We start from the raw sequence: 17,044 nt of genomic DNA on the forward strand, positions 1-17,044 counted from the left end.
CGCGTACTCACCAACCAGTCGGCATCTTCGAAGGCTCGGTGCCGGTCGGCGGGACGCCGTAGCGGCGCAGGGCGAAGGACATGATCTGGGAGAACACCGGACCGGTCACGGTGCCACCGCCACCGCCGTTGCCGGGGTTGTGGATGGCCACGTAGACGGTGAACCGCGGGTCGTCGGTCGGGGCGAAACCGCCGAAGGAGACCGTGGTGGTGCCGTCGTAGCACTTGCACTCCGAGTTGACCCGCTGGGCCGTTCCGGTCTTGCCGGAGACGCGGTAGCCATCCACGGCGGCCTGCGGGGCCACACCGTTGTCCGGGTCGTTGATGACCCGCTCCATCATCTCCGCGGTCTCGGAGGCGGCCTCCTCGGAGACGACGCGAGTGCGCTGCGCGGTGTCGGTGCCGACCTCGGCACCGGAGTTGTTGGTGGCGCTCCCGGCGATGAGGCTGGGGTCGATGCGTACGCCGCCGTTGGCGATCGTGTTGAGCGCCGCGGTCATCTGCACGGCGTTGACCGAGATCGACTGACCGAAGTCGATGCGGTCCTCGTCGGCCGGGTTCCAGCTCTCCGGCGAGGCGAGCAGGCCGGCCGACTCGGTGTCCAGGCCGAGGCCGGTGCGCCGGCCCTGACCGAAGGCGGAGAGGTAGTCGCGCAGCTGGCCGTCCTCGTACTTGTCCGCGGCCATCACGGTTCCGATGTTGGAGGACTTCGCGATCACCCCGGCCAGGGTGAGCTTCTCCATGCCGTGCTCGTACCAGTCGTGGATGTCAGCGTCGCCCGAGCTGTAGGACCCCGGCACCTTGAGCCGGGTCGAGGGTGAGACGAGCCCCTGGTCGAGCAGGCCGGCGACCGTCAGCACCTTCTGCACCGAGCCCGGCTCGTAGACGTTGGACAGCGCGGCACTGCCTCGCAGGGTCTTCGGCGAGGCCGCCGGGTCGCGGGCGTCGAAGGTCGGGTAGTCGGCCAGGCTCAGGATCTCGCCGGTCTGGGTGTCCATGACCACGGCCATCCCCGACTCCGCGCGCGACTTCTGCACGGCGTCCATCAGGGTCTGCTGCACGTAGTACTGCAGGTCGCGGTCGATCGTGAGGGTCAGGTCGTTGCCGTCGACCGGGTCGACGCGGTTGTTGGTGCCCAGCGGCATCCGGGTGCCGCTGACCTGGCTGGTCGCGTCGTACTCGGCATGGCCGTCCTTGCCGGCCAGGTGCTTGTCGAAGGCGGCCTCGAGGCCCGCCAGCGGACCGTCGTTGCCGACCCAGCCGACCAGGTTGGCCGCGACGTCGCCGTTGGGGTAGTTGCGCAGCGGGTCGCGGCTGGTCCACAGGCCCTGGTAGCCCTTGGCCTTCGCGCGCTCCACCACATCGGTCGCCTTGGTCGCGACGACCTGACGGTCGATGTACTGGAACCGGCTGCCGTCCTTGCGCAGCTTGGCGAGCGCGGAGGCGTAGTCGACCCCGAGCTCCTTGGCCAGGAACGCGGCGATCGCCGGGGCGTCCTTCTTGGTCTGCTTCGGGTCGGCCAGCACCATCAGCCCGTCGGAGGAGTCGGCCAGCGCCTCGCCGTCACGGTCGAGGATCTCGCCGCGCTCGGCCGGCAACACGACATCGACGACGTTCTCGGCGGCCGCCATCGCGGCGTACGAGTGCGGGTCGATGCCCTGCAGCTGCACCAGCCGGCCACCGAAGACCGAGAGCACCATCGCCACCAGGATGAACCCGACGCGGAGCCGGATGTGCACCGGCCCGCGGCCACGCCCGTTCTTGGGCACGTTCTTGAGCCCGTTCTTGGGCCCCTTCTCCGGGGCGGGCCGCCGGGTCCGGCGCACCGTCCGCTGAGCCATCAGCGAGCCTCACCCGAGGGCGTACGCTGCTGCTCCTCGGCCTCCTGCTTCTCCGCCGCCTCCCGGGCCTTCTTCTTCTCAGCCAGCTCGGCGGCCTTCTTCTTCGCGGCGGCCGCCTCGGCAGCCTTCTGCTCGGCGACCAGCACGCTGTAGGGCTTGGCGACCTTCGGGTGCAGCGGCGGGGTCGCGGAGCGGTCGGCCGGGGCCGCCTCGCCCTCGATCTTCGCCGCGGGGACCCGGAGCATGGCCGCGTTCTGCGGGACGACCATGCCGAGCTCCTTCGCCTTGGCGGCGATCTTGTGCGGGTCCTCCATCTTCTTCAGCTCGCCGTCGAGCGCCTGCTCGCGGGCGGCCAGGGTGGTCGCCTGCTCCTGGAGCTTCTGCTCCTGGAAGGCCGACTGCTGCATGGAGGTGTTGAAGACGAGCAGACCCACGACGCCACCGACGAGCAGCATCGAGACGAGCACGACGAACGGCAGCCGCGGAGCCATCGGGCCCGGCAGCGGCGCCGGGACGGCGGTGAGGCGCGTCTGGGTCTCGGGGGCCCGGTCCGGGCTGCGCCCGGGCGCCTGTGGCGCGGCGGCGATGCTCATCTGGTTGCTCCAGGGTTCGGCTTGGCTGTGTGGTCTCTGGGGTTGGTTCGGCGCTTGACGCGCTCCACTGCGCGCAGTCGCACCGAGGCGGCGCGCGGGTTCTCCTCGATCTCTGCTTCGTTGGCCTGCTCGGCACCACGGGTGATCAGGCGGAACGCCGGCTCGGCCTCGGGCGGCACGAACGGCATGTCCGGAGGTACGTCCAGCTTGGTCACCTCGGCGAAGGCCCGCTTGGTGAGCCGGTCCTCGAGCGAGTGGTAGGACTCGACCACCACCCGGCCACCGACGCCGACGGCCTCGAGCGAGTCCGGCAGTGCCTGCCGCAGCGCCCCCAGCTCGTCGTTGACCTCCATCCGCAGCGCCTGGAAGGTGCGCTTGGCCGGATGTCCGCCGGTGCGACGGGCAGGTGCCGGGATCTCCGCGTAGAGGAGCTCCACCAGGGGCCCGCTCGTCGTGAACGGGACCTTCTCGCGGCGCTTGACGACGGCGTAGGCGATCTTCTTGGCGAACTTCTCCTCGCCGTAGTCCCGCAGGATCCGGGTCAGGTCCGCCGCGGAGTAGTTGTTGAGGACGTCCGCCGCGGTCTGACCCCGGGTGGCGTCCATCCGCATGTCGAGCGGCGCGTCCTCCGCGTAGGCGAAGCCCCGCTCGCGCTGGTCGAGCTGCATCGAGGAGACGCCGAGGTCGAAGAGCACCGCCTGGACCTCGTCCAGACCCTGCCCGGCCACCACGTCGAGGATCTCGTCGTAGACCGCGTGGACGCCTGTCCACCGGTCGCCGAAACGGGCCAGCCGCTCCCCCGCGATGCCGAGGGCGTAGGTGTCTCGGTCGATGCCGATCACGCGTGATCCCGGGATCCGCTCGAGGACGGCCTCGGTGTGACCACCGTGACCTGTCGTGCAGTCGACCAGGACCCCGCCATCGGCGAGCGCCGGCGCGAGCAGGTCGACGATGCGGTCGAGCATCACCGGCACGTGCTTCTGGTTCGTCACCGCCTCGACCCCCATCGCACGGCTTCGTCTGGTGTGTGTTCTCCCGTGTCTCTGTGGCAGAGCCACGGGCTGACAACGCCACGGATCCGCAGAGCCAGGTCTCATGCCCGCTCCCTCACCACCGAGCGCCGTCCGGAACCGGGGAAGGTGCCCCGGATGGCTGGATGGGTGGAGCGGGACTGAGACCTCGTCCTGCGGATCCGCTGTTGACTTGTCTTGTTTCTGATCAGCTCTGTCGGTTTGTCGATCTGTCCCTTTATCAGTCCGTCGACTCGTCGAGGTCTGCGAACTTGGCCTGTGCACCCGCGGAGTACTCCGCCCACTTGGCCGGGTCCCAGATCTCGATCCGGTCCATCACACCGATCACGACCACGTCCTTGACGATCCCGGCGTAGTCGCGCAGGAGCGGCGGGATGCCGATCCGGCCCTGCTTGTCGGGTGTCGTCTGCTCGGCCCCCGCAAAGAGGACACGGGCGTAGTCGCGTGCGTCCCGAGAGGTGAGCGGCGTCTGCTGGGCCCGCTGTGCCTCCTGCATGAAGACGTCCTCGGGCCACACCACGAGGCAGTTCTCCTGACCTTGCGTCACGACAACCCCCTCAGCCAGTCGATCTCGGAACTTTGCGGGGAGGAAGATCCGGCCCTTCTCGTCGAGCTTCGGCGTGTACGTGCCCATGAAGAACATGTGCTCGCCCCCGCGGTCAGCTCAACGTGGATCGTTCCTCCACTTTGCCCCACCGTACCCCACAATCCCCCACATTCAAACCACCTTCCTCCCCCACCCGACGATTTCCCACCACTGCCCGCTCCCCCGTCCTGCGTGCGGCGGAAGCCGGCGACATACCGTTTGCAGGTCACAGTCGGGTCAATGCCACAGACGCCCGTAGGCGCTACCCCGTACGGTGTTCCCATAAGCAGGGTGAGTCGGAAGGACGCGACGTGACGACGCCGTTGGAGGCCTCATCGAATGGGGCAGAGATCGAGACATTGGTGCGGGTCGCGGGCCGCATTCGCGACAGCATCGAGAAGGTGATCGAGGGAAAGACCGACGTCGTCGACTCCACGCTGACCGTGCTGCTCGCCGAGGGACACCTCCTGATCGAGGATGTGCCCGGGGTCGGCAAGACCCAGCTCGCGAAGGCGCTGGCGCGCTCGATCGACTGCTCGGTCCGCCGCATCCAGTTCACGCCCGACCTGCTCCCGAGCGATGTCACCGGGGTGTCGATCTTCAACCAGAACACCCGGGAGTTCGAGTTCCGCCCGGGCGGCATCTTCGCCAACATCGTGGTCGGCGACGAGATCAACCGCGCCTCCCCCAAGACCCAGTCCGCGCTGCTGGAGTGCATGGAGGAGCACCAGGTCACCGTCGACAACGTGACCTACCAGCTGGAGTCGCCGTTCATGGTGATCGCGACCCAGAACCCGATCGAGATGGAGGGGACCTACGCCCTCCCCGAGGCGCAGCGCGACCGGTTCATGGCGCGGGTCTCGGTCGGCTATCCGCCGGTCGGCTCCGAGATCGCGATGCTGGCCAACCACAGCGCGTCCAACCCGCTCGACGACCTCGACCCGGTGACCGACGCCGTGGAGATCCGCAAGCTCGTCGGCGTCGTCAACCAGGTCTACGTCTCGGAGGCGGTGCGCCGCTACACCGTGGCCCTGACCGCGGCGACCCGCACCAACAACGAGCTCGCCCTGGGCGCCTCGCCGCGAGCGAGCCTCCACCTGCTGCGGGCCGCCAAGGCCCATGCCGCCCTGCACGGACGCGAGTTCGTCCTCCCCGATGACGTACGCAGGCTGACCGGTCCGGTCCTTGCCCACCGTCTCCTCCCCAGCGCCTCCGCGGCGATGCACGGCCGGTCGGTCACCGACATCCTCGAGGCCGTCGTCTCCGCCGTGCCGGTGCCACAGACCTGATCCACGAGGGAACCGTCCGATATGCGTGAGGCACTGTCCGGACTGACCGTGCGGGGCCGGGCCTTCCTGGCCGCCGGGATCACCGCGATCGTCTGCGGGGTCCTGCTGGACCAGTCCACGCTGTCCCGGATCGGGATGCTGCTGGTCGCGCTGCCGCTGGTGACCGCGGTGGTCGCCGCCTGGGGTCGCTACCGGCTCGCGCTCGTCCGCCACATCGAACCGCACCTGACCGAGGCCGGTCAGCCCGCCAAGGTCGAGCTCACCATCGCCAACGAGGGCCGGATCCCCACCGGGACCCTGCTGCTGGAGGAGACGGTCCCCTACGCCCTGGGTGGGCGCCCGCGCTTCGTGGTCGACCGGATCGGGTTCGGGTGGCGCCACAAGCTCGGCTACCAGATCCGATCCGAGATCCGGGGCCGCTTCGACATCGGCCCGATGCGCGTGACCGTGGCCGACCCGTTCGGCCTGGTCGAGCTCAATCGCGCCTTCCAGTCCACGGTCCCGTTCACGGTCACGCCGAGAGTGATCGCGTTGCCCCCGACTCCCCTGACCGGCAACGCGACCTCGTCGGGAGACTCCCGGCCGCGGGCATTCCTCGGTGGCAGCGCGGAGGACGTCACCGTGCGTGAGTACCGCCGCGGCGACGAGCTGCGGCGGGTGCACTGGCGCAGCTCGGCCCGCCTCGGCGAGCTGATGGTGCGCCGCGAGGAGCAGCCCTGGCAGGCCCGGGCCACCGTCTTCCTCGACAACCGGCGCTCGGTCCACCGTGGCCAGGGAGCGAGCTCCTCGTTCGAGCACGCCGTCGTGGTCGCCGCCTCGGTGGCGGTGCACCTGGTCGAGGCCGGCTACTCCGTGCGCCTGGTGACCTCCGGGGGCAGCACCCCCGGCGCCGCTTCGGCAGGTGGCGGTGAGCTCAACGCCGGCTGGCACGACCGCGAGGGCCAGGCGGACGCGGCCGCCCTGCTGGAGGCGCTCGCCGTGGTCGAGACCGTCCAGCACCACCGCATCGACGCCTCCTGGATCGGCGAGGCCGGACAGGGCGGAGTCACCGTGGCGGTGCTCGGCTCCCTCGACGAGGAGGACGCCGGAGTGCTTCGCCGGGTGCGTCATCGCACCGGGGCCGCGCTCGCCTTCTCGCTCGCCGTCGACGGCTGGAGCGCGGTGCACCTGGCGCCCGAGCAGCGGCGGCCCAGCGGCGTACCACTGCTCGTCCAGCACGGCTGGAAGGCGGTCGAGCTCGGCGTCGGCGACTCGGTGGCCGCGCGCTGGCGCGAGCTCGGCACCCGGGGCACGGCATCGGGCGCGGCGGCAGGAGCGGCGCGATGATGACCTCCCGAGACGCGCGCGGCGTCGTGCCCGCCATGGCGGTGCCGCTGACCTGCTTCGCGACCGTCCTGTTCGCGCTGTCGTCGTGGGGTTCGTTCACGAGCACCCGGTTCCCCTACCTCGGCCCGATCCTGGTCGCCGGCCTGCTCGTGGTCGCCACCGGCATCTCGGCGCGGCTGCTGCGCGTGCACGCCTCGGTCGTGGTCCTGCTGCAGGTGCTTCTCGGCACCATCGCGACCAGCCTCCTGGTCGTGCAGCACCCCTTCCCCGTCACCGCCGTCGGCCGGGCACTGGTCACGGCCGAGATGTCCGAGGCGTACATCGCGTTCAACCCGTTCGACCTGCCGATGTCCGGGGCGGGGGTGGCGCCCTACCTCATCCCGGGCGGTGTCGCGGCGGTGCTGCTGGCCGACATCCTGGCCGTCTCGCTGCGCCGGCCGCCGATGATGGGGCTCGTGGTGCTGGGGGTCTTCACGGTGCCGTTCAGCATCATCGGCGCCGGTGGCTGGGGCGGCGTCTCCTGGGTCGTCTTCGCGCTCACCGCGACCTCGTTCCTGGTGATGCTGCGCCTCGACCGTGCCCAACAGCTCGGCCGCTGGGGCCGTCGCCTCGATGACGACCTGCCGGTGGTGCCCGCCGCCGGACCGGCGGTCATCGGCGTCTCCGCGGTCGTGATCGCCCTGCTCACCCCGGCGTGGCTGCCCAGCCCGAGCGTCTCTCTTCCCGGCCTGGGCCCGGGCGACGGCGACGGCCCCTTGCGAGTGATCAACCCGACCGTCGGGCTCTACGACGACCTGCGCCGGCAGAGCGACCAGGTGATGGTGTCGGTCACCCCCGTCTACGGCGACACCGAGACTCCCCCGTCCTATCTGCGGGTCGGGGCTCTGACCAAGTTCACCGGCACGGAGTGGACCTCGGGCAACCGCGACGTACCCTCCGATCACAGCGGGGTGGCCACCTTCGAGCCGCCGATGTCCGACCCGAGCCTGCTGGGCGAACCCACGACCTACCAGCTGCGGGCGAGCGCCAAGTTCCAGTCGACCTGGCTACCGATCTTCACGCACCCTCTCGATGTCACCGCCAGGGGGCCGTGGCGCTACGACGAGGACACCCTCGACTTCATGTCCACCGAGGGTAGGGACCAGACCGTGGCCGGGCAGAGCTGGCGGATGACCGCCGCCCCCGTCGAGCCGTCCCAGCAACGGCTCCTCGCCGCCGGCGACCCCGGCGTCGGCGCCCCACCGGGCATGACCGACCTGCCGCTGCTCCCCGACGAGATCGAGGAGATCGCCCTGGAGCGGACCGCCGGCCAGGACCGGCCGTTCGCCAAGGCGGTCGCCCTGCAGAACTGGTTCCGCCACAGCGGCGAGTTCACCTACAGCCTGGAGCGTGACGTCGGCTCCGACAGCGCGGCCCTGCTGGACTTCCTGACCGACAACAAGGTCGGCTACTGCCAGCAGTACGCCACGGCCATGGCCGTGCTCGCCCGCGAGCTCGGCATCCCGGCCCGGGTCGCCTTCGGCTTCCTCGGCGGCGACCAGGACGAGGACGGGGTGTGGCAGTTCCGCGGCCGCGACCTGCACGCCTGGCCCGAGCTGTGGTTCGAGGACATCGGCTGGATCCGCTTCGAGCCGACCCCGTCGGCCGCCGACACCAGCGAACCCGGCTACACCACGGGTGCGCTGAGCAATGCCAGCAACGAGCCGGAGGCGCCTGTTCCCAGCGCCGGCACGAGCGTCGCGCCGGTGCCCAACCGGCCGCAGCGCGAGGAGCCGGACACGCCGGAGGTCGCCGACACCGGCACCGAGGAGTCCAACGCCGGCGCCGTCTGGACCGGTCTGGGGATCGTGGCCCTGGTCGGCCTGATCGCGCTCGCGGCACCGGCCGTCATCCGGCGCCGGCGGCGTACGACTCGGCTCGCGGGCGACGCAGAGGCCGGCTGGACCGAGCTGGGCGACACCGCTATCGACCTCGGTCTGCCCTGGTCCGGGACCCGTTCACCGCGGGAGGAGGCCACCAGCCTGGCCCCGCATCTGCAGGGTCGCGAACCGATGCTCGCGCTGCAGCGGATCGTGACGGCCGTCGAGCGCAACCGCTACGCCGAGCATCGCGACGCCGCGGCGGTCGGGGACGACGTACGCCTGGTCTCGGCCACGCTCAGGGAGCACGCCGACCGGCGTGCCCGGCGCCGGGCACGCCTGTGGCCGGCGTCGGTCTTCCGCCGCCGGCCGGTGCCAGCCACCGACGGACCGGTCGCCCGGTCCGAGCGGGAGCTGATCTCCTCTTAGAGGTCGTTGTCGCGGCGGCGCTGCTTCCAGCGCTCGCTGGCCCGGTCGAGGAACGAGCTGCGGGGCGTGTGGTCCCCGTCGTCCTCCTCGACCGCGGCAGCACCACGAAGAGCGGTGAGCAGCACGGAGGTCGAGGCCAGCATCACCAGGAAGCCGACCACCCCGACGATCCACATCCGTGAGATCACACCGGTCATCAGCAACGCGACGCCACCGGCGAGCACGATGCCCGCGATGACCGCGTGTCGACGTTGGGCACGGCGCAGAGCCGTGCCTCGGAGGGCGGAGGCGAACTTCGGGTCCTCCGCCGAGAGCGCGCGCTCCATCTGCTCGAGCAGGCGAAGCTCCTCTTCCGAGAGTGGCACCGTACCTCCCATGTCCTGTTGGGGTGTCTCCAAGTCTAGGCTGGCCACCCTGAAGGCGGTAGTAAGCCCAGAAAATTCTTGCCCCTTGACGTTCTGCCCCATGGCACAACCAAGTCCGATTGTGTCAACCGAACAGGCAGGTGCGTCAACCCCGCCCCTGATCGAGCAGGCTCGCGCGGCGTACGAGGCTGGATCCGAAGCGTTCGGCGACCTGGTCGATGGCGCGGTCGGCCTCGGACCAGCCGCGCTCCCGTTCGCCGAGCACCAGCTGCCGGTCGGTGCCTTCGCGGGCGACCAGATGCTCGACCCGGACCCCGACCAGGCGTAGGGCCCGACCCCTGAGGTCGAGCTCGTCGTAGAGGCGGACGGCGGTGGCGTGCACCTCCTGGGTGACGTCGGTCGGATCGGGCAGCGTGCGGGAGCGCGAGATGGTCTTGAAGTCGGTGAACCGCACCGTCAGCGCGACGGTGCGGCCGACCGTGCCGGCGCGCCGCATCCGCCGGGTGACGCGGGCCGAGAGGCGCAGCAGCTCGCGGACGATGTCCTCGCGGTCGCACAGGTCGTGGCCGAAAGTCTCCTGGGCGCCGGTGGACCGGTCCGGCAGGTCGGGGCCCAGCCGCCCGGTCAGCTCGCGCCGGTCGGTGCCGGTGGCGAGCCGGTGCAGGTGGCCACCGAGGCGCGGGCCGAGGATCTGGTGGAGGGTCGGCACCGGGGTGCGGGCGATGTCGCCCACCGTCTCGAAGCCGAGCCGCCGCAGCCGGGTCCTCGTGCTCGGGCCGACACCATAGAGCTCACCGACGTCGAGCGGGTGGAGGAAGCCGGGGACGTCCTGCGGCCGGACGACCACGATGCCGTCGGGCTTCGCCTTGCGGCTGCCGACCTTGGCCACGCTCGGGGTGGGCGCGACGCCGACCGAGCAGGTGATGCTCAGCTCCTCGGCGATCTGGCGGCGGATCCGCTGGGCGATCGCCTCGGGGCTCCCGAAGAGCCTGGTCGCTCCCCGCACGTCGAGGAACGCCTCGTCGACACTGACCACCTCCACCAGCGGGGTGGCGCGCCGGAAGATCTCGCGGACCTGGTGGGAGACCTCGGCGACCTCACCGAAGTCGAGACGGACCGAGACGAGCTGAGGACACAGCCGTCTCGCCATCGAGCCCGGCATCGCGGCCCGCACGCCGTAGGCCCGCGCCGGATAGTTGGCACAGGTCACCACGCCTCGTGCATGACCCCCGACGACGACCGGCTGGTCCCACAGCTCGGGCTGGTGCCGGATAGCCACAGAAACGAAGAAGGCGTCCATGTCGACATGGAGGATCGGGGTGACTTCCGGAGCGCCAGCGGAGGAAGTCACCCCGATCCTCCAAGGACGCGGACCAGCGCTGACTCGGCGCAAATGTCCCGCCGGAGCGCTAGCGGAGGTGGGACCTTTGCGCCGCGTCGGCGCCGCCCGGCGAAGCGAAGCGAGCCGTCAGCGAAGCGAAGCGAGCAAATGCAGCTGCGAAGCCAACGGCAGATAGTCGGCCCGAGTAGAAGCCCGCTGCTCAAGCTCGACCAGCGCCGAGGTAGCCGCCGGGTCGACATCGAGCAGCGACCCAGGAACGTGATCCACGAAGACACGTACGCCACGAACGTCGGTGACCTCGAAACCGGCCACGCCCAGCAGCCCGGTGACCTCGTCGAGGGCGAAGCGGCGGCCGGAGCGTCCCTGCGGAGCGGTGTCGTCGAGGAGCTCTGCGGCCTGCGCGAAGTGGCCTGCCAGGGCACGGGAGAGGACCGCGGCGGTGCGCTGGGCGACCAGCAGGCTGAGCGTGCCGCCGGGACGGAGGACCTCGCGGATCCCCGCCAGTGCCGCAGCGGGGTCGGGAACGACCTCGAGGACGCCGTGACAGAGCACCACGTCGGCGCCGCTGGGGTCGGCGACGTCGGAGAGTGCGGACAGGTCACCCTGGCGCGCGTCGACGGAGACACCGGCCTCGCGGGCCCGGCGGTCGAGCGCGGCCAGCGCGTCGGGGCTGGGGTCGACGACGGTGACCCGGTGGCCGAGCGCGGCGATGCGTACGGCTGAGGTGCCGGTGCCGCCGCCGATGTCGAGGACGTCGCGCGGGCCGGAGGCCAGGACCGGGTCGAGCGCGTCCCAGACGGCGACGGTCCGGGCGCCTGCCCGGCGACTGGTGGAAGCGGAGCCAGCTGACATGAGGCCAAGCGTAGGCCCTGCTTCCCACCCTGCGTACGCCACACCTGAATCAGCCCACGAGGCGGTCGTGCCGCAGCCGGGTGGCCTGAGTGGTGTGGGCCATCAGCCCGAGCGACTGCTCGACGACGGCGAGGAACCGGTCGGCGTCCCGCACCTGCTCATCGGCCTCCTCCGCGGTGACCGCCCGAATGGAGCCGGCCTCCGCGGCGGCACGCTTGGCGGCGCCGGCGGCGAAGTAGTCGGCCCATTCGGAGAGCTCCGGCGCGACCTTCTTGAGCCGGACCCAGGCGTTCCACGGACGACGGCGCCCGGCGCGGCTCGCGGCCTCGACGGGGTCGGTGCGGGCGGCGATCAGCGCCGCGGCGGCCTGGAGGGCGGCGACATGAGCGATGGCGTACCTGCTCGGCACGTCGTCGGCCACGATCGCCTCCGCGAGGGTCTCGGTGGCTCGGAAGAGGTAGCTGTGCGTCGTGGCCGGCAGCAGATGCATCGGGTCGTCCTTCTCGCTCACGGTCGACCCCGCAGTGGACGGCTCCGACGGGCGTCGGGGGTCGAGGACGACGCCCGCCAGAGCCTGGTTGTTCGAACATCTGTTCGAACACGTGATCAAACTACACCCCGCCACCGACAGTCACAAGACGTTTCGGTGACGGGGCGTGTCGAGCCCTGCCGGGGTCGCTCAGTCGTCGGCGACGGCGCCGCGGATGAGGTGCGGCGGGTGGATGTAGCGGCTGTTGGCCGGCAGCCACATGACCACCAGCAGCCCCGCGGCGATGACGATCGCGATCGCGGTCAGAACGCTGATGATCACCGGCGGGCCGGTCAGGATGCCACCGACGCTGGCGACCGCGGAGATGAAGACCAGGAACGTGATCACGATGCGGGCCCACTCGAAGCCGTTGCGGAGGAAGACCGTGAGCACGCCGAGCATGATGGCCATCACGCCGAACAGGGTGATCGCGGGGGCGATGAACGCCGGCGCGCTGACCCGGTTGTCGTTGGGTGGGTTGATGAGGGCCTCGAGCCCCTCGGTCTCCAAGATGCGCTTGGCCGAGGCGTTGCCCTCCGCCCACGCGCGCACCAGGTCATCGGAACGCAGCACCATCACCACGACCACGACGGCGCTGAACGCGATCAGACCGACGATCAGCCGAACCGCCCACGTCATCTCCCGCGGCACGGGCTCAGCAGCGAGGGCTGCCACCTCGACGGTGGTCTCCAGGTCCTCGTTCACGACCACACCTTCGTTCTCGTCGGGTGTCGTCATGGTCATCCGGTCTCCTTGCGACGTGGGGGAACTCTGCGTTGATCAGCCCATTCTGCCGCACGGGGCACAAGGGAGGTAAATACCGATCGCGTGCGCTCGGTCTCGGGCCGGGCCCAAACTGTCGGTGTCGTACGCCAAGATGTCCCCATGGAATCTCTAGCGCTGACCTTCTCCAGCGGGTGGGCCAGTGGCATCAACGCCTATCTGGTCGTGCTGGTGCTCGGCATCGTGCAGCGCACGACCGGGGCCGAGGAGATCCCCGATGTGCTCGGCACCTGGCCGGTGCTGGCGGCAGCGGGGGCGATGTTCGTGATCGAGTTCGTCGCCGACAAGGTGCCCTACGTCGACTCCACCTGGGACTCGATCTCCACGGTGATCCGGCCCACGATCGGCGCGGTGATCGGCGTTCTGCTCGCCGGTGAGGCCGACTCGCTCAGCGCCGCCGTCGGCGGTGTCGTGGGCGGCACCTCGGCGCTGATGTCCCACCTGGTCAAGGCGAGCGAGCGGCTGGCGGTCAACTCCTCCCCCGAGCCGGTCTCCAACTCGGTGGTCAGCCTGGCCGAGGACGGCCTCGTCCTCGGCGTGGTCTGGTTCGCGACCGAGCATCCGTTGGCTGCCGCCGGCATCGCCGCGGTCCTGCTGGCGGCCGGTCTGGTGCTGATGTATCTCCTCCTCCGCGCCGTTCGTGGGGGCTGGCGCAAGCTGACCCGGCGCGGAAGACGGGGCGCTCCGCCGCCGCCGCCGGGACCCTCCGACGGCACCACCAAGCCCTACCCCGTCCAGTGACGAGCGTCGTCGTCCTCGGGGGCGGGTACGCCGGGATGGCCAGCGCCGCCAGGCTGGCCAAGCTCGGCCACTCGGTGACCCTGCTCGAGGCCTCCGGTGAGCTCGGCGGCGCCCTGGTGCCGGTGCGTGAGGAGGGGTTCACCTGGGACGCCTCGGCGACCTCGACGCTGCTGCCCGCGGTGATGCGCGACCTGTTCCGCAAGTCCGGGCGTCCCGCGGAGCGTGAGCTCGAGCTGGTGCCGATGGACGTCGTGCGCGAGCACCGGTTCGCCGACAAGACCTCGGTCGCGGTGCCCGGTGGCACCCGTGGCGCCCAGCTGGCGGCCTTCGACGAGTTGGGCCCGGGGATGGGCCAGCGGTGGACCGACTACGTCGCCAGGTTCAGCGAGGACTGGGAGGTGCTGCGCCAGCACTACTTCGAGGTCCCGTGGGAGCCCTCGGCGCTGCCCTCGGCCGTCGCGGAGCGGTTCCGGTCGCGCGAGACCCTCCACAAGCGGCTGCGCAAGACCTTCAAGGACGAGCGGCTCCGGCTGGTCGCGGCGCACCCGTTCGTCGCGGCGGGGCAGGAGCTGCGTGACGTACCTGCCTGGGCGGGGCTCACCGCCTATCTCGAGCAGCGCTTCGGTGCCTGGCGGGTCGAGGGCGGGATGGGGGTGGTCGCGGAGGTGCTCGCCGCCCGGATGACCACCCGCCGGGTCTCGGTGCAGACCGCGACCCGGGTGGAGGACATCGTCGTACGCGACGGGCGGGCGGTCGCGGTCGGCACCACCTCCGGCGAGATCGATCTCGGCCCCGACGGAGCGGTCGTGGTCGCCTTCGACCCGCGCTCGCTGCCGGCCCTGCGGCCGCTGGTGGACCGCACGCTGCCGGCGATCCCGCCGATGACGTTCCACCTCGGGCTCTCCTCGCTGCCCGAGCATCTGGTCGATCTTCCCGACGAACTGGTGCTCCACGGCGAGCCCACCCTGGTCGTACGCACCCGCGGGCTCGCCCCCGAAGGACAGCACGCCTGGACGATCCACTCCTACGGCAAGCTGATGGAGGATGTCCTGCTGGCGCTGGCGCGCCACAAGATCGACCTGCGCGAGCACGTCGTGCACCGCGTCGACCTGGGCGCCGCCGAGCTCGTACGCCGCTGGCGCGGGTCACCGCTGGGCGTGAAGTGGGCGGGCCGCGGGACGGTGTTCCAGCGCCTCGGGCCGCGCACCCCCATCCCCAACGTCTACGCCGCCGGCGCCCACGCCACCCCCGGCTCCGGGCTGCCGTACGCCGGTCTTTCCTCAGCGCTGGTCGCGCAGTCGATCGGGCCCGCTCGTTAGACCGTCACGTTGAGCTTGGCGAAGATCTCCAGCGTCGCCTTGGAGCGGTTGAGCGTGTAGAAGTGCAACCCGGGAGCGCCGCCGTCGAGGAGCTCTTGGCACAGCTCGGCGGCCACGGCGATGCCTTCGGCACGGATGTCGGCCGCCTCGGGGCCGGCAGCACCGAGGCGCTCGACGATCTCCTCGGGGACCTCGGCGCCGATCAGCTCGCTCTGGCGCCGGATGGCGGCGAGGTTCAGGATCGGCATGATCCCCGGCAGGATCGGGATGTCGACGCCACGGGCGCGGACGCGGTCGACGAGTCCGAAGTAGTCGGCCGCCCGGAAGAACATCTGGGTGACCGCGAACTCGGCACCGGCCCTCGCCTTGGCGACCAGCACGTCGGCGTCGGCCTCGAGCGACTCCGCGCTCGGGTGGCCCTCCGGGAAGGCGGCGACGCCGATGCGGAAGTCGCCGCGCTCGCGGGCCAGCTTCACCACGTCGATCGCGTAGTCGAGGCCGCCCACGGTCGGGGTCCACTCGGCGCGCGGCCCCTCGGCGGGGTCGCCGCGCAGCGCCATCACGTGCGCGACTCCCTTCGCCGCGTAGGAGTCCAGGATCCCGGCGACCTCGTCGCGGGTGTGACCGACGCAGGTCAGGTGGGCGACCGGCAGCAGCTCGGTCTCCGCGGCGATCCGGCCGGTGATGGCGACCGTCTTGTCACGGGTCGAGCCGCCGGCACCGTAGGTGACGCTCACGAAGGTGGGGCGGTAGGGCTCGAGTGCCCGCACCGCGTTCCACAGCTGCTCCTCGCCGGCCTCGTCCTTCGGCGGGAAGAACTCGAAGGAGAAGGAGCGCTCGCCTTCGTTGATCAGCTCCGCGAGGGAGCGTCCACGTCCAGTCACCATCGGGCCATCGTAGTGAGTGCCCTAGGCTCGGAGAGTGAATGAAACGTGGGACGCCGATGAATTCCGCCGTCGCGTCCAGGGGGCGCTGGACACCTTTCTCGAGACCCAGTCCGAGCGGCTGGTTCCGCTCGGCGACGAGGTCGAGCCGCTGCTGCGCCGGGCTCGGGAGTCGATGTCCGGCGGCAAGCGGCTGCGCGCGGCGTTCTGCTACTGGGGTTTCCACGCGGTCCGCCCCGCACCCTCGCCGGGAGAAAAGGAGTCGCTCGTGCGGGCGGCCGCCGCGCTCGAGCTGCTCCAGGCCTCGGCGCTCGTCCACGACGACGTGATCGACGACTCCGACACCCGCCGCGGAGCGCCGGCCGCCCATCGCGCGTTCGAGGCCGACCACGCCGCCGCGGGCTGGCCGGGCCGGTCCCGTGCCTACGGCGATGCCGCTGCGGTGCTCCTCGGGGACCTGCTGCTGACGTGGGCCGATGAGCTGCTGCGTACCGCTGGGTTCGGGGCACCCGAGACCGCCGCCGCGCTGTCGGTCTTCGACCACACCCGCAGCGAGGTCATCGCCGGGCAGTTCCTCGACATCACCGTCCAGGCGCGCGGCGCCGCGGACGTCGAGGCCGCGATGAAGGTGGTGCGCTACAAGGCGGCCAAGTACTCCGTCGAGCGCCCGCTCCACGTCGGCGCCGCCCTGGCCGGAGCCTCCCCGGAGCAGATCGAGGCGCTCTCGGGCTACGGCCTCCCCGTCGGCGAGGCGTTCCAGCTCCGCGACGACCTGCTCGGCGTCTTCGGCGACCCGTCGGTGACCGGCAAACCCGCGGGCGACGACCTGGTCGAGGGCAAGCGCACCGTCCTGGTGGCCCTCGCCCTGGCCGGGTCGACCCCCGAGGACGCCGATCTGTTGGACCAGGCCCTCGGCCAACCGCTCAACGCGGACCAGGTCGCGGCGCTCCGCGCGCTCATCACCTTCTCCGGCGCCGAGCAGCAGGTCGAGAAGACCATCACCGAGCTCGCCGGCCAGGGTCTCACCGCCCTCGACGACGCCAAGGCGTCGGGCGTCCTCGACGCGAATGCCGCCGAAGTCCTCCGCGCCCTCGCCACCGCCGCCACCCAGCGCGCCGTCTGAAGCCGAGGCGTCACCCCCGTCGGCCGAAGCGTCACCTACGTCGGCCGAAGCGTCACCTACGTGGGGGGGGGGGGGCCCCCCCCCGCGGCGCGCCCCCCCCCCGGGGCGCCCCCCCCCCCCCCCCGGGAGCCGCCGGCGCCCGGCGCGGGCGCT

At 71.2% G+C, this 17,044-nt stretch carries 16 protein-coding genes; 6 read left to right on the plus strand and 10 right to left on the minus strand.

The genetic code is table 11. The features are described 5' to 3' along the window. Nucleotides 1-7: 7 nt before the first annotated feature. The 4 genes from ACIRON_RS04030 to mraZ form a co-directional block, all read right to left on the minus strand. The gene (locus ACIRON_RS04030; RefSeq protein WP_402989270.1) at nucleotides 8-1,840 is read right to left on the minus strand and encodes a peptidoglycan D,D-transpeptidase FtsI family protein; all 1,833 of its coding nucleotides are present in this window, start codon (nucleotides 1,838-1,840) and stop codon (nucleotides 8-10) included. Then, nucleotides 1,840-2,433: a hypothetical protein gene (locus ACIRON_RS04035; RefSeq protein ID WP_402989273.1), complete on the minus strand. Its 594-nt coding sequence runs from the start codon at nucleotides 2,431-2,433 to the stop codon at nucleotides 1,840-1,842. Before ACIRON_RS04035 ends, ACIRON_RS04030 begins: the two co-directional genes overlap by 1 nt. Continuing rightward, nucleotides 2,430-3,440: a 16S rRNA (cytosine(1402)-N(4))-methyltransferase RsmH gene (gene rsmH / locus ACIRON_RS04040; protein ID WP_402989276.1), complete on the minus strand. Its 1,011-nt coding sequence runs from the start codon at nucleotides 3,438-3,440 to the stop codon at nucleotides 2,430-2,432. The genes ACIRON_RS04035 and rsmH overlap by 4 nt, the downstream gene beginning before the upstream one ends. Nucleotides 3,441-3,684: 244 nt before the next feature. Further along, complete coding sequence (gene mraZ, locus ACIRON_RS04045; protein WP_008363047.1) at nucleotides 3,685-4,107, minus strand: division/cell wall cluster transcriptional repressor MraZ; 423 nt, start codon at nucleotides 4,105-4,107, stop codon at nucleotides 3,685-3,687. A gap of 254 nt (nucleotides 4,108-4,361) precedes the next feature. Between mraZ and ACIRON_RS04050 the strand changes: the two genes are divergently transcribed. The 3 genes from ACIRON_RS04050 to ACIRON_RS04060 are packed head-to-tail and all read left to right on the plus strand — an operon-like array spanning nucleotide 4,362 to nucleotide 8,953. Continuing rightward, on the plus strand, nucleotides 4,362-5,339 hold the full coding sequence (locus tag ACIRON_RS04050; RefSeq protein ID WP_402989279.1) for an AAA family ATPase: 978 nt from the start codon (nucleotides 4,362-4,364) through the stop codon (nucleotides 5,337-5,339). Between the two features lie 21 nt (nucleotides 5,340-5,360). Beyond that, nucleotides 5,361-6,665 carry a DUF58 domain-containing protein gene (locus ACIRON_RS04055; protein ID WP_402989282.1) on the plus strand — a complete coding sequence of 435 codons (1,305 nt, stop codon included), beginning with the start codon at nucleotides 5,361-5,363 and terminating at the stop codon, nucleotides 6,663-6,665. Next, a complete protein-coding gene (locus ACIRON_RS04060; RefSeq protein ID WP_402989285.1) occupies nucleotides 6,662-8,953 on the plus strand; it encodes a transglutaminaseTgpA domain-containing protein in 2,292 nt (763 codons plus the stop codon). Before ACIRON_RS04055 ends, ACIRON_RS04060 begins: the two co-directional genes overlap by 4 nt. Here ACIRON_RS04060 and ACIRON_RS04065 read toward each other — a convergent pair. The 5 genes from ACIRON_RS04065 to ACIRON_RS04085 all read right to left on the minus strand — a co-directional run bounded on the left by ACIRON_RS04065 (nucleotide 8,950) and on the right by ACIRON_RS04085 (nucleotide 12,785). After that, nucleotides 8,950-9,318, minus strand: a complete 369-nt coding sequence (locus ACIRON_RS04065) for a DUF3040 domain-containing protein (RefSeq protein ID WP_091047573.1) — start codon at nucleotides 9,316-9,318, stop codon at nucleotides 8,950-8,952. The genes ACIRON_RS04060 and ACIRON_RS04065 overlap by 4 nt on opposite strands. A 145-nt stretch (nucleotides 9,319-9,463) precedes the next feature. Beyond that, nucleotides 9,464-10,669, minus strand: coding sequence for a DNA polymerase IV (gene dinB / locus ACIRON_RS04070; protein WP_402989288.1), 1,206 nt, complete (start codon nucleotides 10,667-10,669; stop codon nucleotides 9,464-9,466). A gap of 117 nt (nucleotides 10,670-10,786) precedes the next feature. Next, the gene (locus ACIRON_RS04075; RefSeq protein ID WP_402989291.1) at nucleotides 10,787-11,512 is read right to left on the minus strand and encodes a methyltransferase domain-containing protein; all 726 of its coding nucleotides are present in this window, start codon (nucleotides 11,510-11,512) and stop codon (nucleotides 10,787-10,789) included. Nucleotides 11,513-11,561: 49 nt separating this feature from the next. Further along, nucleotides 11,562-12,023: an SAV_6107 family HEPN domain-containing protein gene (locus ACIRON_RS04080; protein WP_402989293.1), complete on the minus strand. Its 462-nt coding sequence runs from the start codon at nucleotides 12,021-12,023 to the stop codon at nucleotides 11,562-11,564. A gap of 168 nt (nucleotides 12,024-12,191) precedes the next feature. Then, nucleotides 12,192-12,785: a hypothetical protein gene (locus tag ACIRON_RS04085; RefSeq protein WP_402989296.1), complete on the minus strand. Its 594-nt coding sequence runs from the start codon at nucleotides 12,783-12,785 to the stop codon at nucleotides 12,192-12,194. Nucleotides 12,786-12,926: 141 nt separating this feature from the next. On the opposite strand from ACIRON_RS04085, the gene ACIRON_RS04090 reads away from it, so the two are divergent. Further along, a complete protein-coding gene (locus tag ACIRON_RS04090; protein ID WP_402989299.1) occupies nucleotides 12,927-13,565 on the plus strand; it encodes a DUF4126 domain-containing protein in 639 nt (212 codons plus the stop codon). Beyond that, the gene (locus ACIRON_RS04095) at nucleotides 13,472-14,884 is read left to right on the plus strand and encodes a phytoene desaturase family protein (protein ID WP_402989945.1); all 1,413 of its coding nucleotides are present in this window, start codon (nucleotides 13,472-13,474) and stop codon (nucleotides 14,882-14,884) included. The genes ACIRON_RS04090 and ACIRON_RS04095 overlap by 94 nt, the downstream gene beginning before the upstream one ends. On the opposite strand, the gene metF is transcribed toward ACIRON_RS04095, so the two are convergent. Beyond that, nucleotides 14,881-15,771: a methylenetetrahydrofolate reductase [NAD(P)H] gene (gene metF, locus ACIRON_RS04100; RefSeq protein ID WP_402989302.1), complete on the minus strand. Its 891-nt coding sequence runs from the start codon at nucleotides 15,769-15,771 to the stop codon at nucleotides 14,881-14,883. The two genes, ACIRON_RS04095 and metF, sit on opposite strands and share 4 nt — an antisense overlap. A gap of 34 nt (nucleotides 15,772-15,805) precedes the next feature. On the opposite strand from metF, the gene ACIRON_RS04105 reads away from it, so the two are divergent. Further along, nucleotides 15,806-16,891, plus strand: coding sequence for a polyprenyl synthetase family protein (locus ACIRON_RS04105; protein WP_402989305.1), 1,086 nt, complete (start codon nucleotides 15,806-15,808; stop codon nucleotides 16,889-16,891). Nucleotides 16,892-17,044 lie beyond the last annotated feature (153 nt).

The sequence above is a fragment of the Nocardioides sp. NPDC101246 genome (assembly GCF_044767415.1).
GTDB lineage: Bacteria > Actinomycetota > Actinomycetes > Propionibacteriales > Nocardioidaceae > Nocardioides.

Coding starts and splice junctions, on each gene's coding strand:
- metF (WP_402989302.1), bottom strand. CDS start 15,771: ATGGTGACTGGACGTGGACGCTCCCTCGCGGAGCTGATCAACGAAGGC.
- ACIRON_RS04030 (WP_402989270.1), bottom strand. CDS start 1,840: ATGGCTCAGCGGACGGTGCGCCGGACCCGGCGGCCCGCCCCGGAGAAG.
- ACIRON_RS04085 (WP_402989296.1), bottom strand. CDS start 12,785: ATGACCATGACGACACCCGACGAGAACGAAGGTGTGGTCGTGAACGAG.
- ACIRON_RS04090 (WP_402989299.1), top strand. CDS start 12,927: ATGGAATCTCTAGCGCTGACCTTCTCCAGCGGGTGGGCCAGTGGCATC.
- ACIRON_RS04075 (WP_402989291.1), bottom strand. CDS start 11,512: ATGTCAGCTGGCTCCGCTTCCACCAGTCGCCGGGCAGGCGCCCGGACC.
- mraZ (WP_008363047.1), bottom strand. CDS start 4,107: ATGTTCTTCATGGGCACGTACACGCCGAAGCTCGACGAGAAGGGCCGG.
- ACIRON_RS04055 (WP_402989282.1), top strand. CDS start 5,361: ATGCGTGAGGCACTGTCCGGACTGACCGTGCGGGGCCGGGCCTTCCTG.
- ACIRON_RS04035 (WP_402989273.1), bottom strand. CDS start 2,433: ATGAGCATCGCCGCCGCGCCACAGGCGCCCGGGCGCAGCCCGGACCGG.
- rsmH (WP_402989276.1), bottom strand. CDS start 3,440: ATGGGGGTCGAGGCGGTGACGAACCAGAAGCACGTGCCGGTGATGCTC.
- ACIRON_RS04060 (WP_402989285.1), top strand. CDS start 6,662: ATGATGACCTCCCGAGACGCGCGCGGCGTCGTGCCCGCCATGGCGGTG.